The following is a 26,712-nucleotide window of genomic DNA, read 5'->3' on the forward strand; positions in this document are numbered from 1 at the left end:
CCGCTACGACAAACGAGCCCGCCACTACAAAGCCCTGGTCACCCTCGCCTGCCTGCGGCTATGGCTCCCCAACTGACATTGCGGACACCCCCTAGGCCCTAGCCGCGCCGGATCGTGATCGTCGTCCAGGCGCCGACGTGGACGCGGTCGCCCTCCTGGAGCTGGACGGGGACGTACGGCTGGATCGGCTCCTCGCCGCCGTTGATCGTGGTGCCGTTGGTGGAGTTCTGGTCCACCACCGCCCACGAGCCGTCCGGCTGCTGCACGAGCACGGCGTGCTGGTGCGAGACGCCCGGGTCCTCCGGGGGCACCGACAGGTCGATGTCGGGGGACTCGCCGGTGGAGTGCCGGCGGCGGCCGATGGAGATCTGGTTGCCCTGGAGCGGCAGGTGCTTGTCCGGCGAGTACGCGGGCAGGTTGAGGCCCGAGGCCTCCGGCCCGCTGCGGTGCATCATCGCCATGAAGTACTCGCGGTCCGGGCCGATGACCGCGGTCCAGCCCAGGGGCGGCTGCGGCGGCTGGAACTGCTGCTGCGGAGGCTGCTGGTACTGCGGGGGCTGGGGCTGGTGCTGTTGGTGCTGCTGCTGAGGGGGCGGCGGAGCCTGGTGGAACTGCTGCTGCGCCTGCTGCGGCGGCGCCTGGTGCGGTGGCGGCTGCGGGGGCTGCGGCTGCGACGGCGGCGACAGGACCCAGTCGTCGTCCGCGCGCGGCTGCGGCGGCGCGGGCGGGACCGGCGCCTGGACCGGGGCCTGGTGCGGGGCCTGGTGCGGCGGCGGACCCTGGAGGTACCCGGGCGGCGCCGGCGGCTGCTGCTGCATCGGCGGGCGCTGCGGCGGGGCCTGGTGGTGCGTGGGCTCGGCGCCCAGCGGCTCGGCCGGACGGTTCACCTGGGAGGGCCGCGAGCCCTGGTACCCGAAGGGGTCCGGCTGCTGCGGCTGCGGAGGCTGCTGCTGCGGCGGGGGCGGCGGCGGGGACTGGAAGCCGGGCGGCAGGTTCAGACCGGGCGGCGGCCCGGACTGCTGCGGCGCCAGCGGCGTGTACGAGGTCGCCGTGTTCGTGAGGAAGTTCCAGCGGCATTCCTCGCAGAACGGCGCCATGTGCTCACGCGGGGTACGGCACTGCGGGCAGAGCTCCGCCTGCGCGGTCGCGTTCGAGTCGCCGCCGGGGCCGAAGCCTCCGGGGCCGGGGTATCCGTACGCGGGCGGCGGCGGCGGGGGAGGCGGCGGTACGGCACCCGCAGGCGCGCCCGCCCCGGCCATGCGATGGCCGCAGACCTCGCACCAGTCGTCGGAGACCGACTGGTGTCCGTTCGGGCAGGTCGGCATGTCGGCGCTTCCCCCTCTCGTCGTCCGGCCCGGCGGGCCGGGCTACCTCTACCTCTTGACGCGAACGGTCTTGGTGGAGCGGGTCTCGAGTGTCATCTCGTCCGCTTCCGCGACCTTCGCCTTCAAACGCACAGTACCCGTCGCCGCATCGACGACGTCGACCACCTTCGAAAGGAGTTTCGCCGTATCCGCGTTGCCGGAGGCCGCCGCGAGCTGGACGGCGCGGCCCAGTTTGGCCGTCGCGCCGTCGTGATCGCCCGATTTGCGGGCATCGAGCCCCTGCTGGATGACGTCCGCGAGCTCCGCCTGCCCCGTGTAGTGCGCGACCTGCGGGTTGATCGACGTGGACATCGCCAGGTCGTCCGTCCACACGGCCCGTACCAGTCCTTGAGACAGCGGCCGGGGGTCGCCGCCCGCCGGGTCCGGGGCGATCAGGGAGACCCGGGCGGCGAGCATCTCCTGGCCGATCGCGGCCTGCGGGACGCGCACGCTCACGTGGTAGTCGCGGGACTCGTCGCCCCACGAGCCCGTCGGGTAGTCGCCGGCGCGCGGCCCGGCCTCGGTGCGCCGGCCGGTCAGGTCCTCGACCGCCGGCGCCACCTGCTTCACGTACCCGATCTCCACGCCGACCGGCGTCCACAGGCGCAGTACGACGTCCGCCACGCCCTTGCCCATGGCCTGCTCCATCATCACCGTGAAGTCGGCGGCGAGACCGGCCGGGTCGGCGACGATGTCGGCCGTGCCGAGGAGCGCCGAGGCGATCCCGGTGACCTCCTTGACCTCCCAGTCGGTGCCGACCCCGCGCGCGTCACAGGTGAACCGGCCCGCGGAGGCGTCCAGCGCGGCCCGCAGCTCCTCGGGCGACTCGTGCTCGTTGCGGCCGTCGGTGAGGAGGATGCCGTGCCGGATGGCGAGGTCGGCGGAGGAGAGCAGCCGGTCCGCGAGGCGCAGCCAGGTGCCGATCGCCGTGCCGCCGCCGGCGGACAGGCTCCGCAGCGCCTCCTTGGCCTCGGCCCGGGTCCGGGAGTCGGCGACGGCGAGCCGGCCGTTCCCCGGGTAGACCTCCTTGGCCACGTGCGTGCCGGCGACGACGGCGAAGGACGTGCCGTCGCGCAGGGTGTCGACGGCGGCGGCGGTCGCCTCACGGGCGCCGCGCATCTTGGTGGCGGGGTAGTCCATAGAGCCGGAGCAGTCGACCATGATCACGACGCCGGCCGAGCAGCCGCCCGCGGGGCCCCCGAACCCGCCGCTGGTGCCGCCGCCGGTGGACGTGACCGTGACGATGGCGCTGACCTCGCGCCCGCCCTCCGGGAGGAACTCGTTCTGGTACACGTCCACGGAGAACTGCGGCACGGTCGGCTTGGAGAAGTTCGCCATCTGTTTCGGCTCCTCGGGCGACAACAGGGAAGGGAGAAAAGGGGGGTGGGGGGATCGGCGGCCGCTCAGGCGGATCCTGCCCCGAGGGGAGAGACGGTGAACGGCAGCAGCGCCACCGTGATGTTGTCGTGGCCTCCGCCGTCGAGGGCGTGGCCGACCAGGACCTGCGCGGCGCCCAGCGGGCGGCCCGCCGCGTCCGGCGGGAGGATCCTCGCCATGTCCTCGGCGCCCTCCGCGTAGTTCCAGAGCCCGTCGGTGCAGACCACGACGATCCCGGAGCGGTCCGGCTTGAACGCGGCCGTGTGCGGGTCCAGTTCGTACGCGTCGGCGCCCAGCCAGCCGGTGATCGCGTGGGCGCGCTCGTCCGCGTACGCCTCGGCCTCGCTCATCAGGCCCGCCGCGACCATCTGGGCGGCCCAGGAGTCGTCCTCGGTGAGCCGCACGGCCGGGGTGGTGCGGTCGTCCGGCACCCAGTAGACGCGGCTGTCGCCGACCCAGCCGACGATCAGCAGGCCGTCGGCGACGACGGAGCCGACGATGGTGCAGGCCGGAGAGTTGCGGTGCGGGTCGTGCTCGGCGCCGTCCTGGCCGGGCTCCTCCGCGAGGGAGTTGACGGCCTCGGCGGCGGCGACGATCGCCTCGTGCATGGCCTGCTGCGGGTGGATGCCGCGGGGCAGCGCGGCGAGCAGCGCGGCGCCGGCCGCCTGCGCGGCGGCGGCGGAGGCCTCGTCGGGGCGGGTCGCCGAGGAGACGCCGTCGCAGACGATCGCGAGGGAGGCGGGGGAGCCGTCGGGGAGGGTGGTCGCCGAGACGGCGAACGCGTCCTCGTTGCGGTGGTGGCGCAGTCCCCGGTCGCTGACGGCGGCGACGGTGCCGAGCTCCTGCTCCATGTGGTCCCGCTCGCGCGGCTGCGCGTGCCCGCAGTTCTCGCAGTAGCCGTCGGTGTCCACCCGCCCGGCCCGGCAGGCCACGCACAGGGCCGCGGCAGCCGGTGCCTGGGCGGGGGCCGGGGCCTGAGGCGATTCCTGGTCCGGTGCCTGGGCAGGCGCCTGGGCAGGCGCCTGGGGCGGATCCACCTGGACCGCCGTACGAGGGTCGGGGGCGGCGAGCTCGAAGTCGCCCCCGGACGCCGGCGCCGGTGTCGATGCAGGTGGGGACACGGGCGGGCCGTCCGTACGGACCGCCATCGTGGGCAGGTCACGGCCGCCGGAGTCGGTGCCCGGCAGGTCGCCCGGGTGCTGGGTCGCCGTCGAGAGCGAACCGGCCTCCCGGGGCGGGGCGGCCGGCCAGACCACGGGCGCGACGATCGCCACGGTCGGGCGGTCCGGCTCCGTCTCGGCCGCCGGGACGGCCGACAGGTCGTGGCCGCACGCCCCGCAGAACCGGTCACCCGAGTCCAGTGGCTCCGCGCAGCCCGGGCAGGCGGCGAGTCCGTGTGACGGCTTCGGCTCAGGCTTCGGCTTCTGGGACATCCTCACACCCACGTCCGGGGGCGGAAGCGGTTGGCCCGCTCCACCAGTTCGATCCTCTCCTCGCCCCGCTGGGCGAGCCGGGCCAGCACCCGGTACGAGCGTTCGAGGCCGAAGCGCAGTCCGCGCTCGTCCAGTTCACTTCCGAGCAGCAGCGTGCCGCCGCCCGGTGCCGCACCGGGACTCCCGGAGAGTACCCAGTCGAGGGCCGTCCCGAGGACCTCCGTCGACAACTGCTCCCGGCGCACCGCGTCGAGACCGAAGCCCTGGAGCGCGGAGACCTGCGCCGCGGCGGCCGTCAGTTCGGCGCCGAGCGGCTCGTGCGCCGGGCGCCGCCGCAGCCGCGCCCGTACGGCCGCGACCCGGGCCGCCGTGTAGTGGATCGAGGCCTCGGGCACGGACTCCAGGGTCTTCACGGCTCCGGCGCGGTCGCCCGCCGCGAGCTGCACCCGGGCGAGGCCGAAGGCCGCGCTGACGAAGCTCGGGTCGGTCGCCCACACCAGGCGGTAGTACTCGGCGGCGTTGTCCAGCTGGCCGAGCACCTCGGCGCAGATCCCGAGGGCCAGCTTCGGCGACGGCTCCCCGGGGAAGGCGTCGTAGACCGCGTCGAAGGCGAGCGCCGCGTGCTCGTGGTCCCCGGTCACCAGGGAGGTCACACCCCGGTACCAGACCACCCGCCAGTCGTCCGGGTCCCGCTCCTCCAGCGAGGCGAGGGTCCGTACGGCGGTGGGCGCGTCGCTCAGCTCCAGGTGGGCCCGGAGGGTGCGCAGCCGCAGCTCGGTGGAGGGCGCGGGAGCGGCCTGGAGCGCGCCGAGCAGCTCGGCGGGGGCGGCGGCCGCCAGTCCGGCGAGGAATCCGGCGTTGGGGTCGCCCGAGTCGACGCGCGGCACGGGCAGCGCGAGCGCGGTGGCGGGTGCGTCGAGCGCGGCGAGCAGCCACCCGAGCCCGGGCGCCCTGGGGCCGGCCGCGACGGGAGCCGCCCCAGGCCCGGACGGAGCCAGGGCCGACTGGCTCCCGCCCTGAGTCCCGCCCTGAGTCCCGGCCCGCTTTCCGCCCCGCTTTCCGCCCCGCTTCCCGGCGCCCTTCCGGGCCCCGAGCAGCGACACGTCCTCCGTCAGCTCGGCGAACAGCGCCGTGTCCGTGACCCGGACCTCCGTGCCGAACAGCGTCGAAAGGGCGGGACGCGGACGCCCCGACTGGAGCGCCACCACCTCCCGCAGGACGCCGGTCAGCTGCTCCGCCATCTCCTGCGCGGAGGAGAACCGCCGCGCCGGGTCCGGGTCCGTGGCGCGGACCAGGAAGCGGTAGAACGACTCGTACGTCCGGAAGACCGTGATGTGCTCCGGATCGGGCAGCGAGTCCACGAACACGTTCGTGTAGCCCTGGAAGTCGAACGTCATCACGGCCAGCGTCCGCGCCACCGTGTACAGGTCGCTGGCGACCGACGGGCCGACCTCGGCCACCTCCGGGGCCTGGTAGCCGACCGTGCCGTAGATCGCCGACTCGTCGTCGTCCATCCGCCGGACCGCGCCCATGTCGATGAGCTTCAGCTGGTCCTCGGTCTGGATGGCGTTGTCGACCTTGAAGTCGCAGTACAGCAGGTTCCGGCTGTGCAGATGACCGAGCGCCTCCAGGGCCTCGATCCCGTACGCGCAGGCCTGCTCCACCGGCAGCGGGTCGCGCCGGCCGTCCGGGGTGCGCCGGTCGTTGGCGATCTCCTTGAGCGACTTGCCGCCGACGTACTCCATGACGATGTAGCCGTCCAGGGAGCCGGTGCGCTGGTCGAGGTGCTCGACGAAGTTGTAGATCCGGACGATGTTGGAGTGCTCGATCTCGGCGAGGAAGCGGCGCTCCGAGATGGCCGCGGCCATCGCGTCCTGGTCGCCGGTGTCCAGCAGGCCCTTCAGCACCACCCAGCGGTCGGAGACCGCCCGGTCGACGGCGAGGTAGACCCAGCCGAGTCCGCCGTGGGCGAGGCAGCCCGCGACCTCGTACTGGCCGTGGACGATGTCCCCGCCGCGCAGCTTCGGCACGAAGGAGTACGGGTGCCCGCACTTGGTGCAGAAGCCCTCCGTACGCCCCGGCCGGTCACCGCGCGAACGGCCCACCGGGGCGCCGCAGTCGGAGCGGGAGCAGAAACGCTTCCGCTCGGGGACCTCCGGGTTCTCCATCACCGCGCCCCGCGGGTCGGGACGCGGCACCTCCGGGATCGTCACCAGGCCCGCGCCCAGCCGGTTCCGGGCGGACTGCCCGGTCGACGTGCCCGAGCTGCGCACCGACACCGAACGGCCCGCGGACGTCCCGGAGACCGAACGCGAGAGACGGCCGGAGACCGAACGGCGGGACGTCGACGAGCGAGACGAGGCACGCGAGGACGCCCGCGAACTCCGCGAGGAGCTCGAATCGGTCCCGCCGATGCCACCCGTTCCCGTACCCGTACCCGTACCCGTGTTCTTGCCGGGTACGGCGATGCCGGTCGGCGTCGAACCGATCAGCCCGCCGGGTGCGACGACCGGGGCGAGCCCGCAGGTGTCGCAGTACAGCTCGCCGCCTCCCATGTCCTCGTACGAGCCCTCGCACGAGGGACGCTGACAGCTCCCCACACCCGTCTCCCCGCTCACCACTGTCGTCCTCCGGCATCTCTCGGGCCGGACAATACGTCCGCCGCGGCCTGCTGGTAGCGCAGCACGGCCTGTTCCGCGACCCGCAGGTCGCAGGGCGCGCTCCACAGCATCCGGCGTGCCGTGTCGTACCGCTCGATGAGCAGCGGGTCCTCCGCCGCTCCCAGCCGTGCCACCTTCGCCTTGTACGCGTCGAGCCGGCCGCGCAGCTCCGCCCGGACCGCGAGCGGCGCCGTGACCGCGGTCAGCGACTCCCGCGCCCGCATCAACTCGTCCTCCGCCTCCCGCTCCAGGGACTCCAGGAGCGGGGACAGCCGGTGCCACTGCTGGTGCCGTCGGTACTCGGAGGCGGCAGCGAGCCGCTCCTGGAGCGCCGTCGGCGGCCCGCTGACGGCCGGCACCTCGGAGGCGGCGATCTTCGCGAGGACCTCGCCGCGCGCGGACCGCGCCTCGGTGAGCGTCCGGTCCGCGCGGGACAGCACGTCCCGCAGGCGCAGCAGCCGGTCCTCGGAGTCCTGCCGGACCGCGAGGACCGCCTCGATCTCGCGCCGGATGTCCTCCAGGGCCAGCGCCGCCCGGTCGTACCGCGCGGTGTCGGGCCGCCCTCCGCCGGGCGCCGAACTGCCCGCGGCGGGACGCCAGAAGGCGAGCGGATCGGTCACGACCTGCGAGCGCAGCGCGGTCAGCTCGGCCGTGATGTCCTCCAGCTCGTCGCCGGCCGGGTGCTCACCGGGCCGCACGCCGACCGAGTGCGCGAGCGAGCGCGTCCGGCCGAGCTCCGCGGCGAGGAGGTCTATCCGGGCCGGCAGCGCCGACCAGACGGCGTCGGCGGTGACGACCAGGTCGAGCGAGGAGGCGTACAGCTCGTTCATCCGGCGGACGAGCCCTTCGAGCGTGAACCGCTCGGAGAGCAGGCCCTGTTCTCCCGCCCCGCCCGCGACGAGGACGCTCTCGCCGCGCAGCCGGTCGGTCAGCTCCACGAGCTCGTCCCGGCCGGGCCAGCGGCGCCGCGTCCGGACCTCACGGGCGTCGCGCAGGGCGCCCGTGTACACGTCGAAGCAGGTCCAGAGCAGGGAGATGGTCCGCTCGGCGGCGGCCCAGCGGTCCCGGGTCGTGCCGGTCAGCTCCGCCCCTTCGAGCAGCCTGCGGCCCGCGTGGTCCTGGAGGGCGAGGAGCGAGTCCTCGATCGCCTTGTGCTCGGCGCCGAGCCGCGCCAGCGCACGGTCCACCTCGTCCCGGTCCATCACCGGCCCAGGAGGTCCCGTGACGCCCATCGATCACCTCTTCCGCCGCGTGTACAGGGGCTGCTTGCCGGGGCTGCCGGCCGGGTCACTTGTACCGGGGGACGGGCGGCCCGGGTATCCCGGGCAGGTCCGCCTCGAGCCAGCGCTCGTACGCCTGCTTCCAGGGGCCCTTCCGGTAGTCCACGAGGACCTTGTTGACCCGGCGGACCAGGTCGTCGTTCCCGAGCTTGGCGGCCACCCCGTAGTACTCCGTGGTGAACGGTCTGCCCTTGAGCTCGACCGCCGGGTCCTGGGCGGCCTGGCCGGCCGCGAGGGCGTTGTCCGTGACGACCGCGTCGACCTCGCCGAGCTGGAGCCGGGCCAGACAGTCCAGCTGGTTGGGGACGGTCAGCAGGTCCTTGTCGTCCTTGGTGCCGTCGGCCTCGTCCTTGAAGACCGCGCCGAAGGACTTCTCCTCCAGCGCCTCGTAGGCCGTCGACCCCTCGGCGGTGCAGACGCGCTTGCCGCGCAGCGAGGAGTCGTAGCCGGTGATGGTCTTCGCGAGCTTGGGCGCGAGGACCTGCTGTCCGGCCTGGAAGTAGGCGGTGGAGAAGGCGACCTGCTGGATCCGCTTGCAGTTGATCGTCATCGTGCGCACGACGAGGTCGACCTTGCCGCTGTCCAGCGCGGCGATCCGCTGGTTCGTCGGGATCGCCCGGAAGATCACGGCGTTCTCGTCGCCGAGGACGTCCCGCGCGATGGCCCGGGCCAGATCGATGTCGAACCCCTCCAGCGTGCGGGTCTCCGGGTTCCGGTAGCCCCAGCGGTAGCTGGACTGGTCGACGCCGACGACGAGCTTGCCCCGCTCCTTGATCGCCTGGATCGAGGGGCCGTCCGCCCCGTCGGGCCGGAGCGAGGCGTCCGGGTTCACACAGGTGTCGGCCTTCGCCTGGACGCCGACCTGCACACCGGTGCCCACCCCCGGGCCGGAACCGGCCGTCCCGGGCGCGCCCTCGGCGCCGGTCCCGTCGTGTGCCAGCGGCAGCAGTGTGAGCGAGGCGGTGAGCCCGCAGGCCACGGCCATGGCGGCGACCCCGCCCCAGCCCCGCAGTCGCCCCGCGGCCCGCCGCACCAGCGGGTCCGTGCCGTTCGGCATCCCGCCCCCTCTCACCGGTACTCCGACAGTCTGCGGTTGATGCCGAGCACGGCGCCCGCCGCTCCCAGGATCCCGAGCGCGGCCGCGCCCAGCGGCAGCGCCGCCAGCGCGTCCCTGGCGTCCCCGGCGGCGCGGGTGAACTCGGCCTGCTCGTGGGCGAGGGCCCGCTCCAGGGCCGCGTCGACCTGGTCGAAGGACTGGCCCGTCGTCTCCTTGGGGCCGACGATCAGCCCGAGCGCGGCGTCGAAGTTGCCGGCCTCGTCCTCGGCGCGGGCGGCCTTGTGGCGCTTCTGCCAGTCGCCCGTACGCTGCGCCGCCTCGTTCACCGGGTCGCGCCCGGCGTCGTCGTCGGCGAGCTCCAGCGCCGAGGCGAGCGCGGTCGTCAGGGCGGTCATGCTCGCCGTGTAGTCCGCCTCGTACTTGTCGTTCTTCCCGTCCTCGGTGAGGACGGCGCCCCGGGCGACCACCGCGAGGTTCTCGTTGGCGCGGGCCGTGAGCGAGCTGATCCGGGCCTGGTTGAGCAGCAGGAGGGACTCCTGCCCGTGGGCCCGGGCGGAGCTCAGCTCGGCCCGCGCGACCGTGTGCGCGGCGAGGAGCCAGACCAGCACGGCCAGCGAGGCGGCGGTGGCGGCGAGGAGACCCTGGTTGAACACCCGGTGGGTGCGGGTGTAGTTGCGGCGCTGCGCCCAGGCCAGCACGGCGAGGGCGAGCAGGCCGAGGGCGAGCGACAGGAAGGGCCAGGTGCGGGCGGAGTCGTCGTCCTCGTGGAGCCGCCGGGTCTCCGCCGCGTACAGCCGCTCGGCGGCGGGCAGCAGCTCGCTGGTCATCTGCTGGTTCGCGTACCGCAGATAGGCCCCGCCGAGCGGCAGGCCCTGCCGGTTGGCGGCCCGGGCGCGCTCGATCAGGCCCGTGTAGCGCGGCAGCTGTTCGTTGAGCGTGGCGATCTCGCGGGCCGACTCGCTCGCACCCTCGGTGTTCGCCGCGGCCTTGACCAACAGCCGGGCCGCGGTGGCGATGTCCTTGTCGTACCGCTTGCGGGACTCCTCGGGCTCCAGGGTGCCCGCGAGGAAGCCGCTGGCGGCGGTCGAGTCCGCGTCGGCGAGGGAGCGGTAGACGGCGGCGGCGTCGGCGCTCAGCGGCTGGCTGCGGCTGACCACGTCGTCGGCGGCGGAGCCCCGGTCGGCGACTTCGAGGGCGGTGACGGCCCCGAACGCGACGACGAGCAGCGCGAGTACGGCCCCGAGGATCCGGAGCCGGCCGGGCTCGGTCGTCGCGGCCTCGCGGAGCCGCTCCCGGCCCACGGCCCAGGCCCCGCGTCCCGCGGGCGGGCCCCCGGCGGGCGCGGCCGACGGCTGCGCCGGCACCGTGCCCGGGCGCGCCGGTGCGGGCGCCGTGCCCTGCGCCGTCGCCGAGGCGGCGGGCGCGTTCGGCGGGTGTGTCACGTGACCTCCCCCTGGGTCGCTGACGTCGGTCCGCGTCGCGGATGTCGGGCCGTCCGGCCAGCAGTATGGCCGCAGGGGCCCGACCGCACACCGGGATTGACTCGATCTTGTTCCTATCGTGCCCCATGCCCCCGGCACATCCGCAGGCGAACCCCCTCACCTTGAATACGTCTCCCGGCGGGGATCGGTTCCGTATCGGGTGTCGCTCGAACAGGTGAACATGCGTGCGGGGCGTCTCTTCCGCACGAAGAAACGCCCCGGGGCCACGCCCGCACCCTCACACCCCGTAGTGCTCCCGCAGCCGGGTCGCCGCCGCCGGAGCCGCCGCCACCGCGTCCAGGGCGAGGAGCCCGGCCCCGAGGACCGGCGGCGCGGTGACGAAGCCGATCGTGGCCTTGGGCGCCCGGGCGCCGAGGAGTTCGGTGATCCGGTCCTCCAACTGCGGGTGCCGCGCGGCGAGGACGCTGCCGCCCAGCATCACCGGAGCCTCCTCGTCGAGCAGTCCGAGCCGCCCGAGCGCCACCGTCGACAGGGTGACGACCTCCTCGGCCAGCCGGTGCACCAGCGCCAGCGCGACAGGGTCGCCCGCCGCGCTCACCCGGAACAGCACGGGCGTCAGCTCGTGCCGCCGCGCGAACGGGATCCGGCCCAGGTGCACGGCCTCGATCAGCTCGTACATCGTCTCCAGGCCGAAGTGCGCGGGCAGCGCGCGCGCCAGCTCGGTCGGCTCGCCGCGCCCGTCCTCGGCGCGCGCCGCGAACCAGAGTGCCTCGTCGGCCATGCCGGCGCCGCCGCCCCAGTCCCCGGAGATCTTCCCGATCGCGGGGAACCGCGCGGTCCGCCCGTCCGGGGCCATCCCGACGCAGTTGATCCCGGCCCCGCACACCACCGCCACGCCCCGCGGCTCGTCCAGACCGGCGCGCAGTATGGCGAAGGTGTCGTTGCGCACCCGTACCGACGGGCTCCAGCCCCGCGCCACCAGCGCGGCGTGCAGCCCGTCCTCCTCGACGGGCAGGTCCGCGTTGGCGAGACAGGCCGCGACGTGCGCGAACCCGGCCGGAGCGCCGGTGCCCCCGGCCGCTTCCCAGGCCCGGCCGACGATCTCCGCGAGCGCGTCGACCGCCGTCTCCACCCCCACCAGCGGGGGCTGGAAGCCGCCGCCGCGCGCCGCGCCGAGGACCGTACCGTCCTCGGCGACGACGGCGACGTCGGTCTTGCTGTTGCCGGCGTCGACGGCCAGCAGTGTTCCGGTCAGGCCCACGCGAGGTGCTCCCGGTTGTGCGCGATCAGGCGGTCCGTCAGGCCCTCGGCGTACGCGTACTGCCCGACCAGCGGATGCGCGAGCAGCGCCTTGAACACCCGGTCGCGGCCACCGCGCAGCGCCGCCTCCAGGGCCAGGTCCTCGTAGGCCGTGACGTTCGCGATCAGCCCGGCGTACAGCGGGTCCACCGGCGCGACCGGCAGTGGCACCGCGCCGTCCTTGCCCACGGCGGCCTGCGTCTCGATCACGGCGTCGTCCGGCAGGAACGGCAGCGTGCCCTTGTTGTACGTGTTCACCACCTGGTACGGCGAGCCGCCGCCGCCCAGCAGGGACGCGGCCAGGTCCACGGCCGCCTCCGAGTAGAAGGCGCCGCCGCGCTTGCCGAGCAGCGCCGGCTTCTCGTCGAGCGCCGGGTCCCCGTACATCTCCAGGAGTTCCTTCTCCATCGCCGCGACCTCGGCGGCCCGCGAGGGCTTCGTGCCGAGCTCCCGCACCACCTCGTCGTGCGCGTAGAAGTACCGCAGGTAGTACGAGGGGACGACGCCGAGCCGGTCCATGACCGGGCGCGGCAGGTGCAGTTCCCCGGCGAGCGCGTCGCCGTGCTCGGCGAGCAGCCGCGGAAGCACGTTCTCGCCGTCCGGACCGCCGAGCCGTACGCCCGTCTCCCAGGTCAGGTGGTTGAGCCCGACGTGGTCGAGGTGGATCGAGGACGGGGCCACGTCGAGGAGCTTCGCGAACTTCCGCTGGAAGCCGATGGCCACGTTGCACAGGCCGACGGCCTTGTGCCCGGCCTGGAGCAGCGCGCGCGTGACGATGCCGACGGGGTTGGTGAAGTCGATGATCCAGGCGTCCGGGTTGGTGCGCCGGACGCGCTCGGCGATGTCCAGGACGATCGGGACGGTGCGCAGCGCCTTGGCGAGGCCGCCGGCGCCGGTGGTCTCCTGGCCGACGCAGCCGCACTCCAGCGGCCAGGTCTCGTCCTGGTTCCGGGCGGCCTGGCCGCCGACGCGGAGCTGGAGCAGGACCGCGTCGGCGCCCTCGACCCCGGCGTCCAGGTCGGAGGTGGTGACGATCTTCCCGGGGTGGCCCTGCTTGGCGAAGATGCGCCGGGCGAGCCCGCCGACGAGTTCGAGCCGCTCGGCGGCCGGGTCGACGAGGACGAGTTCGGTGATGGGCAGGGTGTCGCGCAGCCGCGCGAATCCGTCGATCAGTTCGGGGGTGTAGGTGGAGCCGCCCCCCACGACAGCGAGCTTCATGATGTGATTCAGCCCTTCACTCCGGTCAGTGTGACTCCCTCGACGAACGCCCTCTGGGCGAAGAAGAAGACGAGGATCACAGGGGCCATGACCAGGACGGTCGCGGCCATGGTCAGATTCCAGTCGGTGTGGTGCGCGCCCTTGAAGGACTCCAGGCCGTAACTGAGCGTCCAGGCCCCCGGGTTCTCGGAGGCGTAGATCTGCGGCCCGAAGTAGTCGTTCCAGCAGTAGAAGAATTGGAACAGGGCGACGGCGGCGATGCCGGGCTTGGCCATCGGCAGCACGACGCGTATCAGGGTGCGGAATTCGCCGCAGCCGTCGATCCTCGCGGCCTCGATGTACTCGTTCGGGATCGTCAGCAGGAACTGGCGCAGCAGGAAGATGGCGAAGGCGTCGCCGAAGGCCATCGGGATGATCAGCGGCCACAGCGTGCCGGAGAGGTCCATCTGCTTGGCCCAGAACAGGTACATGGGGATGATCACGACCTGCGGCGGCAGCATCATCATCGAGATGACGAGCAGCAGCGACAGGTGCCGGCCGCGGAAGCGGAACTTGGCGAGCGCGTACGCCACGGGGACCGAGGACACCACGACGAGGACGGTGCCGAGGCCCGCGTAGAGCAGGGAGTTCTTCCACCAGGTGAGGAAGCCCTCCGTCTCGAAGATCTTGACGTAGTTGTCCCAGTGCCAGGAGTTCGGCGTCAGGTCCCGGGTGAGCGCCTGCTGGTCGCTCATCAGGGAGGTCAGGAAGACGAAGACGAACGGCAGGACGAAGAACAGGGCCGCGGCGAGGCCGAGCGAGTGCACGGCGATCCAGTGCAGCAGCGCCTTGCGGCGGGCGGTCTTCTCGGCGGGACTCGCCTTCGCGGGGCGGTCGGGACGGCTGGGGCGGTCGGAGCTGTCCGAGCCATCGGGGCGGTCGGAGAGGGTCGCGGTCGTCATGGTTCAGTCACCCGAGCCGATCAGGCCGCCGCGCCGGCGCATGAGGAGCGCGGTGAAGGCCATGGAGAGGGCGAAGAGTACGAGTGCCACCACGCACGCCGCGCCGTAGTTGAACTGGCTGAAGCCGAGGCTGTAGACGAGCTGCGGGAGCGTGAGCGTGGAGTCGTCCGGGTAGCCGGGCTGGAAGGTCGCGCCGGAGCCGCCCATCACCCCCGAGGCGACCTTGGAGGCCACGATCGGCTGGGTGTAGTACTGCATCGCGCCGATGATCCCGGTGACGACCGCGAAGAGCACGATCGGCGAGATGTTCGGCAGGGTGATGTAGCGGAACCGCTGCCACGGCGACGCGCCGTCCAGCTCGGCCGCCTCGTACTGCTCCTTCGGTACGTCGAGCAGCGCGGCCATGAAGATGACCATGAGGTCGCCGACGCCCCACACGGCGAGGACGGTCAGGGCCGGCTTGGCCCAGTCGGCGTCGTTGAACCAGGAGGGGGCGGGGATGCCGATCGCCTCCAGGAGCGAGTTGACCGGCCCGGTCCCGGGGTTGAGCAGGAAGACGAAGGCCAGGGTGGCGGCCACCGGCGGGGCCAGGTACGGCAGGTAGAAGAGGGTGCGGAAGATCCCCGCACCCGTCTTGATCTTGGTGATGAGCATGCCGATGCCGAGGCCGAAGAGCACCCGGCAGGAGACCATCACGACGGCCAGCCAGAGGGTGTTCTGCATCGCCGGCCAGAACTTCGGCATGTCGGAGAAGACGTACGTCCAGTTCTCCACGCCCCGCCAGGTCGGCGGGTTGAGGCCGTCGTACCGCATGAACGAGAAGTACAGCGTGGAGAGGAGCGGATAGGCGAAGAAGAAGCCGAATCCGATCAGCCAGGGCGACATGAACAGGGCGGTGCGCAGCGCGTTGCGCCGGCGCTTCGACCGCAGGGTGTTCCGTCCCCCCGGGGCGGCGGCGGCCGGGGCCGCCGCCTCCTTCGCGGGCAGGGTGTCCGTGCTCATGGGCGTGTCGTCCCGGCCGTCACTTGGCCGCGGCGATGTCGCGGTCGATCTGGGCCGCGGTGTCGGCGAGGCCCTTCTTCAGGTCGGTGACCTGGCCCTTCTCGTACTTGTGGGCGAGGTCGGAGAGGGTCTCCTGGTAGCTGGGGCCGTTCACCGCGCCGGTCATGGTGGAGGACTCGGGGTGCTGGGCGATGTCCAGGAAGACCTTGAAGCGGTCGTCGAGCTTCAGGTTCGGGGACTTCAGGGCGTCCAGGGTGGAGGGGACGTTGCCGATGCCGTTGGCGAAGCTCACGACCGCGTCGGTGTCCGTGGTCATGTACTTGACCAGCTCCCAGGCCGCGTTCTGCTTCTTGCTCTGCGGCGCGATGCCCATGATCGTGCCGGACAGGTAGCCCTTGCCGTACTCGGCCAGCTCGTCGTCGGCGACGGGCATCGGCGCGACGCCGACCTCGAAGTCCACCTTGGCGTTCTTGACGAAGTTCAGCCGCCACTCGCCGTCCAGCTGCATGGCGACCTGGCCGGTGTGGAAGGGGTGCTTGGCGCCCCACTCGTCACCGAAGGTGGTGCGGTACTTGTCGAGCTTCTGGAAGCCGCCCAGGGCGTCCACCAGCGACTTCTGGTACGTCATCATCTCGGCGAACGCCGGGTCCTTGGCGACGTTCGACTTGCCGTCCTTGTCGAAGTACGTGTGGTCCCACTGCGACATGTAGTGCTCGACGACGGTCTCGTAGCCGAGGTAGTTCGGCATGAAGCCGAGCCGCTCGTACGAGTCGCCCTTGGGCTTGGTGAGCTTCTTGGCGACCTCGGTGAACTCGGTCCAGGTCTTCGGCGCTTCCTTGATGCCGGCCTTCTCGAAGGCGTCCTTGTTGTAGTAGAGGCCGTACGCGTCGGAGAGCAGCGGCAGGGAGCAGCGCTTGCCCTCGAACTGGGTGTAATCCTGGAGGACCTTCGGGAAGAGCTTGTCGAGGTCCAGCTTGTCCTTCTCGATGAAGGGCTTGAGGTCCGCGAGCGCGCCCGAGGAGCAGAACTTGCCGACGTTGGACGTCGTGAAGGAGGAGACGACGTCCGGCCCGTTCGAGCCGCCCGCGCGCAGCGCCTGGCCCAGCTTGTCGTCGTTGATGCCGCCGACGACCTTCACCTTGATGTTCGGGTGGGCCTTCTCGAAGCGGGCGATGTTGTCCTCGATCGCCTTGACCTCGGAGGGCGCCGCCCAGCCGTGCCAGAAGGTGATCGTGGTCTTGGCGTTCGGGTCGTCGGCCGCCTTGTTCTCGGCGGAGCCGGTACAGGCGGAGGCGAGGAGGGCGATCGAGGCGGTGGCGGCGAGCGCGAGGGCTGCGCTGCGCGGGCGTGCGGGCATGACGGTGTCTCCCTGTGGCGAGGGCTGTGGAGGTCTTACGGGCGTAGGGCCGGAGGTGGGGCGGGGTCGGTGGGTCAGCGCGAGGTGTCGAAGACCTCGTCGCGGGTGGTGGCGAGGGCGCTTTCGAGGGCGCCGCGCAGCACCGGGCGCCGGGGTACGGCGGTGAGGACGAGCCGCGGACGGGAGGCCGCGAGCTCGGCGAGCTCGGACTGGACGCGGGCGCGGAGGGGTTCGCCGCCGGCGACGAGGACGTCACCGGAGAGCACGATCAGTTCCGGGTCGAGGACGGCGACGAGCGAGGCCAGACCGATGGCGACGCGCTCGGCGTACCGGTCGAGCAGCTCCGCGTACCGGGGGTCGTCCTCGTGGATCTCGGCGGCCCGGGACAGCAGACCGCTCGCCACCGGTACGTACGGCTGGTCGGGGGTGTCGATCCCCGCGGCGCGGGCGATCCGGGGGACGGACTGGACGCCGGCGAGCTCCTGGTAGCCGCCGGAGTTGGCCTTGGCGACCTGCCGGACCAGCGGGGTGCCGGGGACGGGCAGGAAGCCGAGCTCGCCGGCGCCGCCGGTGAAGCCGCGGTGCAGGCGCCCGCCGAGGACGAGGGCGGCTCCCATGCCCGCCTCGTTCCACAGCAGGGCGAAGTCGGTGTGGCCGCGGGCGGCGCCCACGCGCTGTTCGGCGATGGCGACGAGGTTGACGTCGTTCTCGTACTCGAAGGGCATGGGCAGGGCGGCGGCCAGCTCCTCCAGGAGGGTGGGGGAGTGCCAGCCGGGCAGGTGGGAGGCGTACCGCAGCCGTCCGGTGGCCGGGTCGAAGGCGCCGGGGGTGCCGATGACGAGGCGCCGGACCTCGCCGGGGGCGATCCCGGCGGCCTTGACGGCCCCGTCGAGGGCGTCGGTGACCTGGTGGACGACGCCGGTGGCGGTGCGGCCGGGGGTGCGGAGCTCGTACTCGCCGACGATCTCGCCGGTGATGTCGGCGACGGCGGCGTGGATGCGGTGCTGGTTGACGTCGAGCCCGGCGGCGTACGCGGCCCGCGCGTTCACCGAGTACAGCTGGGCGTTCGGTCCTGGCCGGCCTTCGGTGGTGCCGGTGGCGACGACGAGGCCGGCGGCTTCGAGCCGGCCGAGCAGCTGGGAGGCGGTCGGCTTGGACAGGCCGGTGAGCTTGCCGATCCGGGTCCGCGAGAGCGGGCCGTGCTCCAGGAGCAGGTCCAGTGCGGCGCGGTCGTTCATGGCTCGCAGCACGCGCGGTGTGCCGGGGGTTCCCGGGGTCGTACCGGCCATGAGGGTGCACCTGCCCTTCGGAGCTGATCGGTTCCGGCCATTCTGCTGCCTGCCGGGGGCCGCTTCGTTCGTCACACTGTTAGGAAAGTTTCCTATTCGGTGGGAGGAAAATAAGGCGAGCGTCACCGGGGCGTCAATACCCGGGAACGACAGACGCCCCCGAAGGCAACCGAAGCGTTACCTGCGGGGGCGTCCGCCCCGATCCGTTCCTGCGCGCCGCTACTTGGTGAGGTCCGTCTTCGGCAGCGGGGTCGCCGCCGCCGACTGCGGCGAGGTCGCCGAGGAGAAGGCCGAAGGGGCCGCCATGCCGGCCGTCGGGTCGGCCACGGACTCCTCGGCCTGGGCCGGAACTCCGCCCACGATCCGGATGCCGGCCTCGTCGAGGCCCCGCTTGATGCGCCAGCGCAGCTCGCGCTCCACGCCCAGCGCCTTGCCCGGCATCGTCTTCGCCGAGACCCGCACGGTCATCGAGTCGAGCAGCACCTCGTTCAGGCCGAGCACCTCGACCGGGCCCCACAGGCGCTCGTTCCACGGCTCCTCCTTGGCCATGGACTCCGCCGCCTCGGTGATCACCGACCGCACCCGCTCCAGGTCCTCCGTCGGCCGGACGGTCACGTCCACGCCCGCCGTCGCCCAGCCCTGGCTGAGGTTGCCTATCCGCTTGATCTCGCCGTTGCGCACGTACCAGATCTCGCCGTCCACCCCGCGCAGCTTGGTGACCCGCAGGCCCACCTCGACGACCTCGCCGGAGGCCACGCCCGCGTCGACCGAGTCACCGACGCCGTACTGGTCCTCCAGGATCATGAAGACGCCGGACAGGAAGTCCGTCACCAGGTTCCGCGCGCCGAAGCCGATCGCCACACCGGCCACACCGGCCGAGGCGAGCAGCGGCGCCAGGTCGATCTTGAAGGCGCCGAGGATCATCAGCCCCGCCGTGCCCAGGATCAGGAACGACGCCACCGAGCGCAGCACCGAGCCGATCGCCTCCGAGCGCTGCCGCCGCCGCTCGGTGTTGACGAGGAGGCCGCCGAGGGCCGTCCCCTCCACGGCCTGCGCCGAACGGTTCATCCGGTCGATCAGCTTCGTCAGGGCGCGGCGGACGGCCATCCGCAGCAGGAGCGCGACGACCAGGATCAGCAGGATGCGCAGCCCGGTGTTCAGCCAGGTGGACCAGTTCTCCTCCACCCAGCTCGCCGCGTTCGTGGCCCTCTCCGCCGCCTCGTCCAGGGTCACCGGAATGGGCTCGGGTTCGGTGGCAGCCGCTAGGGCGGACCAGGACACGGGGAACCTCCAGGCATCGCGTACGCAGTCCATCCACACTAACGGGGCATCGGACGTGCTCTTGTTGCCGTGTTCGAGGGAGAGACGGACCTCACCTGGGCAAGTACTCGGAGAGATGCCTATGTGGTCGAGAACACCCCGGGCCCGTCACCCCGATTCCGGTACGTGGTGGCGTTCCGACCAGGCATGAGGAGAGACTGAGAGCAGTTCGTCCCGGCGCGAGCCACGCGCCGCCGGCGCCATTGGAGGCATCCGTGCCGCATGTCCTGGTCCTCAACGCGTCGTACGAGCCGCTCGGCGTCGTACCGCTCCGTCGCGCACTCGTCCTCGTACTGGAGAACAAGGCTCTCTGCCTCGAGGAGTCCGGCGCCTTCCTGCACAGCGAGACCCAAGTCCTCCCCGCTCCCAGCGTGGTGCGACTGAAGCGCTTCGTGCGGGTCCCCTACCGGGGGCCCGTTCCCTTGACCCGCAGGGCCCTCTTCGCCCGCGACGGCGGGCGCTGCGTGTACTGCGGGGGTGTCGCGACCAGCGTCGACCACGTCGTCCCGCGCAGCAGAGGCGGCACGCACGCCTGGGAGAACGTGGTGGCGGCCTGCCGCCGCTGCAACCACGTCAAGGCCGACCGGCACCTGCGCGAGATCGGCTGGCGGCTGCGGCACCAACCGGCCCCGCCGACCGGTCTGGCCTGGCGGATCATCGGGACCGGACACCGGGACCCCCGCTGGCTGCCCTACCTCCAGCCGTACGGTGCCGAGGACGTGATGGCCCGGATCGACTCCGTCGCGGACGCCCCGGTGAGGGCGCTGACGACGGGTTGAACCGGGCCTTTCGCGTACCCGGGGCTTTCGCGTACGGGGGACGGGGCACCCCTCAGGGGGTGTCCCGTCCCGCGGGCTGCTCCGGCTGGTCCGGCTTCTCCGGATTCTGCGGCTGTGTCGGCTCCTGCGGTTGCTCCGGCTTCGACGGCTTCTTCGGCGGGTCCTGCGGGGCCACCGCATAGGTCTCCACCGACCAGAGCGAGTAGCCGTACGGCGTCGCCCGGGTCTCCCCCTGCACCCGCAGGAAGCGCGTGTCCGCCGCGTCCATCCGGACCGACTCCCGGCCGCCCCGCCCGTCCGAGACGGTCGCCGCCGTGCGCCAGACGCGGCCGTCGGCCGAGACCTGGACGCGGTAGCGGGAGGCGTACGCGTCCTGCCAGTGCAGCACCACCCGGCCTATCCGCGCGGGCTCGGCCAGCTCCAGCTGCCACCAGGCGCCGTCCTCCGCCGGGGAGGACCAGCGGGTCGCCGCGTCGCCGTCCACCGCCGAGGAGGCGGGGAAGTCCGGGGTCTCGTCGCCCGAGGAGGAGGCGGTCGCGGCGCGGGCCAGGTCCGGGCCCGCCGTGCGCGGGAAGGCCCGCACGGTCAGGACCCGCTCCTCGCCCGCGAACGACACCGGCACCCGGTACGAACCGGCCGGCACGTCCGCGCCCACCGACACCTCCAGGGGGACGGTCGTCCGCGCGCCCCGCTCCACCACGGCCTGCTTCGGGAGCCGGACCGCGATCCCCTTCGGGGCCTTCGCCGTCATCGGCGCGCGCACCTCGCCCGCGCGCAGCCCCGTCAGCTCGACGTCCACCCGCCGCGCGGGGCCGCCGATCTCGGCGTCCGTCTCCGTGCGGGCCAGTTCGATGCCGGCGCGCGGCCCGTCCGCGAACCACGGCACCAGCGAGCGCACCTCGGGCGCCGGTCCGTCGCCGCTCCAGACGACCCGCAGCGCTTCCGCGCGCAGGCCCTTCAGGTCGGTCTGCGTCCAGCCGGAGGGAGACAGCGGGCCGAGCACCCGCCAGCCCTCCCCGGGGACGTACGCCTCCACGCGCGCGTCCGTGCGCGTGCGTGCATCCGGGTCCGTGCCCGGGTCCGTGCCCGGGTCCGTGTTCGTGCCCGCGGCTGTGCCGGCACGCGCGGTCATCACCGTCAGGGCCTCCACGGGCCGCGCCCGGTCGAGCCGCACGGTGTACGAGTCGGGGGCGCGGTCGGCCTGCCGCGCCGGGGTCCGGTCGGCGCCGGTCCAGGCCGCCGACTCCGTCACCGCGCGGGTGAGGAACGGGTCGAGGACCCCCGCACCGACCGTCACCCGGCTCGCCTTCAGGGCCTCCCGGAGCGGTTCGAGCCGCAGCTGCGCCTGCCAGGCCGCCGCACCGTCGCCGCGCGCCTGGGCGAGCAGCATGTCGACCGCCGTCTCGCCCGCCAGGCCGTACCGCGAGAGCTGCTCCAGCCAGGGCCCCGTCTCGTCGTCCAGGGCGCCGTCGGCGGTCGCGGCGAGCCGCTCGGGGGCCTGGCGCATCACGGTGAACGCAGCCCGCAGTTCGCGCGCCGCGCTCTCCTCCGTACGGGCGCCGGTGCTCGTACGGGAGGCCCAGAAGGCGGCCATGAGCGGCTTCAGGTACGCCGATTCGCCCTTCGGGTCGAGGATCGAGGAGGCGTCGTTCCCGGCGAGCGCCCGCAGCGCCTCGCGGGCGGCCGGGTCCGGTCCTGCGAGGTCGTCGACGGCGGCGCGCCAGGACTCCTGCGGCCGGTAGCCCTTCGGGTTCCAGGCGTAGTCGGCGGCGGTGAAGAGCGGGACGCGGGAGGCGGCGGGCTGCTCCATGGCGTGGGCGAGGAAGGCGGCGGAACCGGCGGCCACGGCCGGGTCCCGGCCCGTGGAGGGGCCGAGGAAGAGCCGGTCCTGCGCGTAGTCGTTGACCGGGTAGTTGTCCATGGTGACCAGCGGGTGGCCCAGCGCCTCGCGGGCCCCGGCCAGTTCGCCGCCGGTGATCGTGCGCGGGACGACCCCGACGCCCGTCCACGCGACCCGCACGTCCGTGTCGAGGGCCCCGGCGAGCTCCGTGCGGTAGTCGGTCGCACCGTCCTGGTAGTACTCCGTCGGCAGCACCGTCAGCGGCTCGCCGTCCGGGTGCCGGTCGGCGAGGTGACGGGCGACGGCGTTCGCCACGCGCGCGTGGGCGGCGGCCGCGCCCTCGGCGTCCCGCCCGAAGGCGTCGGCGTCCTTCGAGCAGTGCCATTCGCCGTACCCGGCGTCCGGGAACTGGAGCTGGAAGGAGCGCACCCCGAGCTCCCACATCGCGTCGATCTTCCGCGTCAGGGCCGCCACGTCGGCGCCGGAGGCCAGGCACATGGACTGGGCGGGCGCCACGGCCCAGCCGAGCGTCACGTGGTTGGCCCGGGCCCGCTCGGCGAGCGCGCGGAATTCCTTCTGCTGCGCCGCCGGGTAGGGCTCGCGCCACTGCGCCTGGCGGTACGGGTCGTCGCCGGGCGCGTACAGATAGCGGTTCTGCTTGGTGCGGCCGAGGAAGTCGACCTGGGCGAGGCGCTGCTCCAGGCTCCACGGGCTGCCGTAGAAGCCCTCGGTGAGGCCCCGCTCGGCCGTGCCCGGCCAGTCGCGCACGACGACCCCGGGGAGCTCCCCGCCGGCGCCGAGGAGCTGACGCAGCGTCTGGACGGCGTGGAAGAGGCCGTCCTCGCCGACGCCGTCCAGGACGACGGTGTCCCGCCCCTGGAAGCGGCCCGTCGCGAGCCGGTAGCCGCCGCGCGGCAGATCGAGCCGCTCGGGCACGCGCAGGGCGCCCATCGCCTCCTCCGCGGCCTCGCCGGAGGGCCCCGCGACCCGGAGGACCGGGCCCCGGCCGGGGAGGCCGGTGTGGACGGTCCGCACCCCGGCGGCCGTGAGCAGCTCCCGCAGGGCGGTGAGGGCGTACGGATCGGCGTCGGCGTCCGCGAGCAGCGTGACCTCGGCCCCGAGGCGTACGGAGGGCCCGCGACCGGTCAGCGACTGCGGCCGGGGCCAGACGGCGGGAGTCCGGGTCGTGGTGGCGCCGCCGGTGGCACCACCGGTCGCGGAGGGCGCGGTCGGTGCGGGGGCCTTCGGCGCGGGTGCGGGGGCTTTCGGGGACGCGGCGGGGGCGTCGGCCGAGGGAGGGAGGGGGGCCGCGTGCACCGCGCCCGGGGCCGCGCCCCCGAGGAGTCCGCCGATGACGGCGGCGGCGACCGCCGTCGCCGTGCGCTTCCTGCGCGCGAGATGCACGGGAACTCCCTTCGACCCGGTCGGCGTCCCTGCCGGTCGGTCACGAGTGGGTCACGAGCCCACCACCCGTCGCACGGAGGTGTCAATGCAGGTGGCCGATGTGTCGGCTTTGCCCGGCGAGCCGTCACGGAGATGACGCCACTTCGCCACTTTCCGCCGGTAAAACGAGGTGCGGTGGGTAGGGCTTCATCTGTTACCCCCAGCTCCACCTGTCGAGACGAAACCGGGAGACCCCCGTGACCACGACCGCCCGCCACCTCGGACGGATAGCCATTCCCGAGCAGTCGGCAGGTCCCGGCGCGCCGCCCACCAGCGCGCCGCCGACCGACATGCCGCCGACCGACTCGCTGTCGACCGGCTCCCCGCTGACCAGCGAGCCGCCGCTCCCCGACACCACGCCCCTCACCAGCGAGCCGCCCCTGACCGAGGCGGCGCCCCTCACCAGCGAACCCACCGTCCGCGGCAGCGCGGGCGGCACGGAGTCCCCCGGAGTGTGAAGTGACCCTGGCCCGTCTCGCCGCCCGTCACGGCGTCGCCACCGAGTACAGCCCCTCCGCGGGCGTCACCGTCTCCGTGTCCGACGCCGCCGTGGTCGCCGTCCTCGGCGCCCTGGGCGTGGACGCGACCACGCCGGAGGCGGTCGCCGCCGCCCTCGACGCGGCGGAACGGGCCGAGCGGGACCGTCTGTTGCCCCCCACCCTGGTCCGGCGGCGGGGCGAGCCCGTGCGCCCGCCGGAGGACCTGCCGCCCGGCACCCGGCTGCGGGTCACCACCGAGGATGGCGAGGTCCTCACCGGCCGGGACTGGGAGCGGCTGCCCCTCGGCGTCCACACGGTCGAGGCGCAGGCCCCCGACGGGCGCGCCGCCACCGGCACCCTGATCGTGAGCCCCGCGAGCGTGCCCGGGCCCGAGCGGCGTACGTACGGGCTGCTCGTCCAGCTCTACTCGCTGCTCTCCGGCCGTTCCTGGGGCATGGGCGACCTCGGGGACCTGCGGGAGCTCGCCACCTGGGCGGGCCGGACGTACGGCGCCGGGTTCGTCCAGGTCAACCCGCTGCACGCGGGCGTGCCCGGGGCGCCGAGCGACCCCTCCCCGTACCGCCCCTCCTCGCGCCGCTTCCCGGATCCGGTCCATCTGCGGATCGAGTCCGTGCCCGAGTACGCGTACGTGGACCCCGGCCGCCGCGAGGAGCTGGACCGGATCCTCGCCGAGGCGGCCGAACTGCGTGAACGGGTCCTCGGCAAGGGCGCCCTGATCGACCGTGACGCGGTGTGGGACGTCAAGCGGCGGGCCCTGGAGCTCGTGGTCGGGAGCGTGGAGCTCGGGCCCGGGCGGCGCGCCGACTACCACGACTTCCTCGCCGAGCGGGGCCGCGCCCTGGAGGACCACGCCACCTACCAGGCCCTCGCCGAGCGGCACGGGCCCCACTGGCGCGGCTGGCCCGAGGAGCTGCGCGAGCCGCGTGCGGCGGAGCGCGCCGTGCGCGCCGACCCCGCCCTCGCCGCCCGGGTCGACTTCCACTGCCGGCTGGCCTGGCTGACGGACCGGCAGCTGGCCGAGGCCGCCGAGGCGGCCCGCGCGGCCGGGATGGAGGTCGGGATCGTCCACGACCTGGCCGTCGGCGTCCACCCGGAGGGCTCGGACGCCTGGGCCCAGCAGGAGGCCTTCGCGGCCGGCATGTCGGTCGGCGCCCCGCCGGACGCCTTCAACGCCCGCGGCCAGGACTGGGGCCTGCCGCCCTGGCGGCCCGACGCCCTCGCCGCCGCGGGCTACGCCCCGTACCGCGGCCTCCTCCGGGAACTCCTGCGCCACGCGGGCGCCCTGCGCATCGACCACGTGATGGGCCTGTTCCGGCTCTGGTGGGTGCCGGAGGGCAGCGAGCCCACCGGGGGGACGTACGTCCGGTACGACGCCGAGGCGATGCTCGCCGTCCTCGCCCTGGAGGCGCACCGCGCGGGGGCCCTCGTCATCGGCGAGGACCTCGGCACGGTCGAGCCGGGCGTACGCGAGGAGCTGTCCCGGCGCGGGGTGTTCGGGACCTCCGTGCTCTGGTTCGAGCGGGACTGGGCGGGCACCGGCCGTCCGGTCCCGGCGGCGGAGTGGCGCGCGGAGTGCGTGGCCACCGCCACCACCCACGACCTGCCCCCGACGGCCGCCCGGCTCTCCGGCGACCACGTCGCCCTGCGGCACCGGCTCGGGCTCGTCGACGGCGACCCGGAGCGCGACCGGGCGGCGGACGCGGCCGAGACCGGCGAATGGCTGGGCCTGTTCCAGCGGCTCGGGCTGCTCCCGGAGGGGCCGGGGGCCGAGGAGGCCGAGATCCTGGCCGTCCACCGGTTCCTGCTGAGCACCCCGGCCCGGATGGTGGGGGTGTGGCTGCCGGACGCGGTGGGCGACCGCCGGCCGCAGAACCTGCCGGGCACCTGGGACGAGTACCCCAACTGGCGGCTGCCGGTCGCGGGTCCGGACGGCCAGCCGCTCACCCTGGAGCGCCTCACGGCCTCGCCCCGCGCCCACGCGCTGTTCCGCGAACTGCACGCCCGTACGGAGCGGGGAAGAGGGCCCGCGATCGCCCGTACGGACCCGGGGGAGAGGGCTCGGTGACGCCCCGTACGGGACCCCGGGAGGAAGGCGCGGTGACGCCCGCACGGACCCCGGGAACGCCCGTACGGTACCCCCGGGCGCGCGGTCCGTTTAGGTGTTCGCTACGTTTGCACCGTGGACAAGAAGAACGCCCTGCGCGCCGGCGCCGTCGCGGCCGGTACGACGCTGATGATGCTGCTCATGTCGTCCCCCGCGCTCGCGCTGACCCGCGACGACGGTGACGACCCGGCCCCCAAGCTGGAGGTCGTCGAGACCCTCGGCCTGTTCGTGGTCACCCCGCTGGTGCTGTTCCTGGTCATCTGCGGCCTGGTGATGGTGCTCGACAAGTCCAAGAAGGCCTGACCCGCCACTCCGTCTCTCCGAGGGCGCCGCACGGTACCGACGTACCGTGCGGCGCCCTCGCGTGCGTCCGGGCCCGGCCCGCGCCTCACACGGTGGCCGCGAGCAGCCTCCGGAGCAGTCCGGCCAGCTGCTCCGACTCCTCCTCGGTGAGCGCCGCTTCGAGGGCCGCCCGCTGCTGTCCGAGCCCGGCCCCGACGGCCTGGTCCACCAGCTCCTTGCCGTGCTCGGTGAGCGTCACCCGCAGCCCGCGCCGGTCGTGCGGGTCGGGGCTGCGGGTGAGCAGCCCGGCCTTCTCCAGCTTGTCCAGCCGGCCGGTCATCCCGCCGGTGGTGATCATCAGCGTGGCGGTCAGCTCGCGCGGTGAGAGCGTGTACGGCTCCCCGGACCGGCGCAGGGTCGCGAGCACGTCGAACTCCCCGAGCGCCATGCCGTAGGGCGCGTACGCCTTGTCCACCCTGCCGCGCATGGCGTTGGCCAGCCGGTAGATCCGCCCGAAGACGGCCATCGGCACGGTGTCCAGGTCGGGGCGGACGGCCGCCCACTGGTCGGTGATGGCGTCGACGGCGTCGTGGGCGGGGCTCTGCGTGTCCATGGATCCAGTGTTCCCTTCTCTCCTCCTTGACGGCAACTAAGCCGCTTGCAAGTAAGTAGCTTAGTGGTAAGTTAATTACCGCCAAGCCAGTCCGGCTCCGCAGCAAGGTCCG

20 protein-coding genes are annotated in these 26,712 nt (G+C 73.6%); 4 read left to right on the forward strand and 16 right to left on the reverse strand.

What is annotated here, in order from left to right; translation table 11 throughout:
- Positions 1 to 98 precede the first annotated feature (98 nt).
- The 14 genes from ACFC0G_RS22110 to ACFC0G_RS22175 form a co-directional block, all read right to left on the reverse strand.
- Complete coding sequence (locus ACFC0G_RS22110; protein WP_376405781.1) at positions 99 to 1,325, reverse strand: FHA domain-containing protein; 1,227 nt, start codon at positions 1,323 to 1,325, stop codon at positions 99 to 101.
- A gap of 48 nt (positions 1,326 to 1,373) precedes the next feature.
- Complete coding sequence (locus tag ACFC0G_RS22115) at positions 1,374 to 2,702, reverse strand: VWA domain-containing protein (RefSeq protein ID WP_376405783.1); 1,329 nt, start codon at positions 2,700 to 2,702, stop codon at positions 1,374 to 1,376.
- A gap of 65 nt (positions 2,703 to 2,767) precedes the next feature.
- A complete protein-coding gene (locus ACFC0G_RS22120; protein ID WP_376405785.1) occupies positions 2,768 to 4,174 on the reverse strand; it encodes a PP2C family serine/threonine-protein phosphatase in 1,407 nt (468 codons plus the stop codon).
- Between the two features lie 2 nt (positions 4,175 to 4,176).
- Positions 4,177 to 6,729, reverse strand: a complete 2,553-nt coding sequence (locus tag ACFC0G_RS22125) for a tetratricopeptide repeat protein (protein WP_376406244.1) — start codon at positions 6,727 to 6,729, stop codon at positions 4,177 to 4,179.
- A gap of 59 nt (positions 6,730 to 6,788) precedes the next feature.
- Entirely contained in the window at positions 6,789 to 8,066 is a 1,278-nt protein-coding gene (locus tag ACFC0G_RS22130) for a hypothetical protein (RefSeq protein ID WP_376405787.1), read from the reverse strand.
- 55 nt (positions 8,067 to 8,121) lie between these two features.
- Complete coding sequence (locus ACFC0G_RS22135) at positions 8,122 to 9,171, reverse strand: glutamate ABC transporter substrate-binding protein (RefSeq protein ID WP_376405789.1); 1,050 nt, start codon at positions 9,169 to 9,171, stop codon at positions 8,122 to 8,124.
- Positions 9,172 to 9,182: 11 nt separating this feature from the next.
- Entirely contained in the window at positions 9,183 to 10,613 is a 1,431-nt protein-coding gene (locus ACFC0G_RS22140) for a hypothetical protein (protein ID WP_376405791.1), read from the reverse strand.
- 277 nt (positions 10,614 to 10,890) lie between these two features.
- Positions 10,891 to 11,874, reverse strand: a complete 984-nt coding sequence (locus ACFC0G_RS22145) for an N-acetylglucosamine kinase (RefSeq protein WP_376405793.1) — start codon at positions 11,872 to 11,874, stop codon at positions 10,891 to 10,893.
- Positions 11,865 to 13,130, reverse strand: coding sequence for a 6-phospho-beta-glucosidase (locus ACFC0G_RS22150; RefSeq protein WP_376405795.1), 1,266 nt, complete (start codon positions 13,128 to 13,130; stop codon positions 11,865 to 11,867). Before ACFC0G_RS22150 ends, ACFC0G_RS22145 begins: the two co-directional genes overlap by 10 nt.
- Positions 13,131 to 13,138: 8 nt before the next feature.
- Positions 13,139 to 14,071 carry a carbohydrate ABC transporter permease gene (locus ACFC0G_RS22155; RefSeq protein ID WP_376405797.1) on the reverse strand — a complete coding sequence of 311 codons (933 nt, stop codon included), beginning with the start codon at positions 14,069 to 14,071 and terminating at the stop codon, positions 13,139 to 13,141.
- 3 nt (positions 14,072 to 14,074) lie between these two features.
- Positions 14,075 to 15,073, reverse strand: coding sequence for a carbohydrate ABC transporter permease (locus tag ACFC0G_RS22160; protein ID WP_376405800.1), 999 nt, complete (start codon positions 15,071 to 15,073; stop codon positions 14,075 to 14,077).
- Positions 15,074 to 15,092: 19 nt separating this feature from the next.
- Positions 15,093 to 16,430, reverse strand: coding sequence for an ABC transporter substrate-binding protein (locus tag ACFC0G_RS22165; protein ID WP_376405802.1), 1,338 nt, complete (start codon positions 16,428 to 16,430; stop codon positions 15,093 to 15,095).
- Positions 16,431 to 16,504: 74 nt separating this feature from the next.
- Positions 16,505 to 17,719 (reverse strand): ROK family transcriptional regulator, encoded by a 1,215-nt coding sequence (locus ACFC0G_RS22170; protein WP_376405804.1) that lies wholly within the window; start codon positions 17,717 to 17,719, stop codon positions 16,505 to 16,507.
- A gap of 219 nt (positions 17,720 to 17,938) precedes the next feature.
- Positions 17,939 to 19,000: a mechanosensitive ion channel family protein gene (locus tag ACFC0G_RS22175; RefSeq protein ID WP_376405806.1), complete on the reverse strand. Its 1,062-nt coding sequence runs from the start codon at positions 18,998 to 19,000 to the stop codon at positions 17,939 to 17,941.
- Positions 19,001 to 19,254: 254 nt separating this feature from the next.
- On the opposite strand from ACFC0G_RS22175, the gene ACFC0G_RS22180 reads away from it, so the two are divergent.
- Positions 19,255 to 19,818 (forward strand): HNH endonuclease, encoded by a 564-nt coding sequence (locus ACFC0G_RS22180; protein ID WP_376405808.1) that lies wholly within the window; start codon positions 19,255 to 19,257, stop codon positions 19,816 to 19,818.
- Positions 19,819 to 19,870: 52 nt separating this feature from the next.
- On the opposite strand, the gene ACFC0G_RS22185 is transcribed toward ACFC0G_RS22180, so the two are convergent.
- Positions 19,871 to 23,062 carry a beta-N-acetylglucosaminidase domain-containing protein gene (locus ACFC0G_RS22185; RefSeq protein WP_376405810.1) on the reverse strand — a complete coding sequence of 1,064 codons (3,192 nt, stop codon included), beginning with the start codon at positions 23,060 to 23,062 and terminating at the stop codon, positions 19,871 to 19,873.
- Between the two features lie 236 nt (positions 23,063 to 23,298).
- Here ACFC0G_RS22185 and ACFC0G_RS22190 point away from each other — a divergent pair, with 236 nt between their 5' ends.
- From ACFC0G_RS22190 to ACFC0G_RS22200, 3 genes are all read left to right on the forward strand, one after another.
- On the forward strand, positions 23,299 to 23,559 hold the full coding sequence (locus ACFC0G_RS22190) for a hypothetical protein (protein ID WP_376405812.1): 261 nt from the start codon (positions 23,299 to 23,301) through the stop codon (positions 23,557 to 23,559).
- A 1-nt stretch (position 23,560) separates the two neighbouring features.
- Entirely contained in the window at positions 23,561 to 25,666 is a 2,106-nt protein-coding gene (gene malQ, locus ACFC0G_RS22195; RefSeq protein WP_376405814.1) for a 4-alpha-glucanotransferase, read from the forward strand.
- A gap of 114 nt (positions 25,667 to 25,780) precedes the next feature.
- Complete coding sequence (locus ACFC0G_RS22200) at positions 25,781 to 26,008, forward strand: hypothetical protein (protein WP_376405816.1); 228 nt, start codon at positions 25,781 to 25,783, stop codon at positions 26,006 to 26,008.
- An 85-nt stretch (positions 26,009 to 26,093) separates the two neighbouring features.
- Here ACFC0G_RS22200 and ACFC0G_RS22205 read toward each other — a convergent pair whose 3' ends face one another.
- Positions 26,094 to 26,600 carry a MarR family winged helix-turn-helix transcriptional regulator gene (locus ACFC0G_RS22205; RefSeq protein ID WP_376405818.1) on the reverse strand — a complete coding sequence of 169 codons (507 nt, stop codon included), beginning with the start codon at positions 26,598 to 26,600 and terminating at the stop codon, positions 26,094 to 26,096.
- Positions 26,601 to 26,712 lie beyond the last annotated feature (112 nt).

The organism is Streptomyces sp. NPDC056169 (assembly GCF_042268445.1).
GTDB lineage: Bacteria > Actinomycetota > Actinomycetes > Streptomycetales > Streptomycetaceae > Streptomyces.

Coding starts and splice junctions, on each gene's coding strand:
- ACFC0G_RS22110 (WP_376405781.1), bottom strand. CDS start 1,325: ATGCCGACCTGCCCGAACGGACACCAGTCGGTCTCCGACGACTGGTGC.
- ACFC0G_RS22115 (WP_376405783.1), bottom strand. CDS start 2,702: ATGGCGAACTTCTCCAAGCCGACCGTGCCGCAGTTCTCCGTGGACGTG.
- ACFC0G_RS22120 (WP_376405785.1), bottom strand. CDS start 4,174: ATGTCCCAGAAGCCGAAGCCTGAGCCGAAGCCGTCACACGGACTCGCC.
- ACFC0G_RS22125 (WP_376406244.1), bottom strand. CDS start 6,729: ATGGGAGGCGGCGAGCTGTACTGCGACACCTGCGGGCTCGCCCCGGTC.
- ACFC0G_RS22130 (WP_376405787.1), bottom strand. CDS start 8,066: ATGGGCGTCACGGGACCTCCTGGGCCGGTGATGGACCGGGACGAGGTG.
- ACFC0G_RS22135 (WP_376405789.1), bottom strand. CDS start 9,171: ATGCCGAACGGCACGGACCCGCTGGTGCGGCGGGCCGCGGGGCGACTG.
- ACFC0G_RS22150 (WP_376405795.1), bottom strand. CDS start 13,130: ATGAAGCTCGCTGTCGTGGGGGGCGGCTCCACCTACACCCCCGAACTG.
- ACFC0G_RS22155 (WP_376405797.1), bottom strand. CDS start 14,071: ATGACGACCGCGACCCTCTCCGACCGCCCCGATGGCTCGGACAGCTCC.
- ACFC0G_RS22160 (WP_376405800.1), bottom strand. CDS start 15,073: ATGAGCACGGACACCCTGCCCGCGAAGGAGGCGGCGGCCCCGGCCGCC.
- ACFC0G_RS22165 (WP_376405802.1), bottom strand. CDS start 16,430: ATGCCCGCACGCCCGCGCAGCGCAGCCCTCGCGCTCGCCGCCACCGCC.
- ACFC0G_RS22170 (WP_376405804.1), bottom strand. CDS start 17,719: ATGGCCGGTACGACCCCGGGAACCCCCGGCACACCGCGCGTGCTGCGA.
- ACFC0G_RS22205 (WP_376405818.1), bottom strand. CDS start 26,600: ATGGACACGCAGAGCCCCGCCCACGACGCCGTCGACGCCATCACCGAC.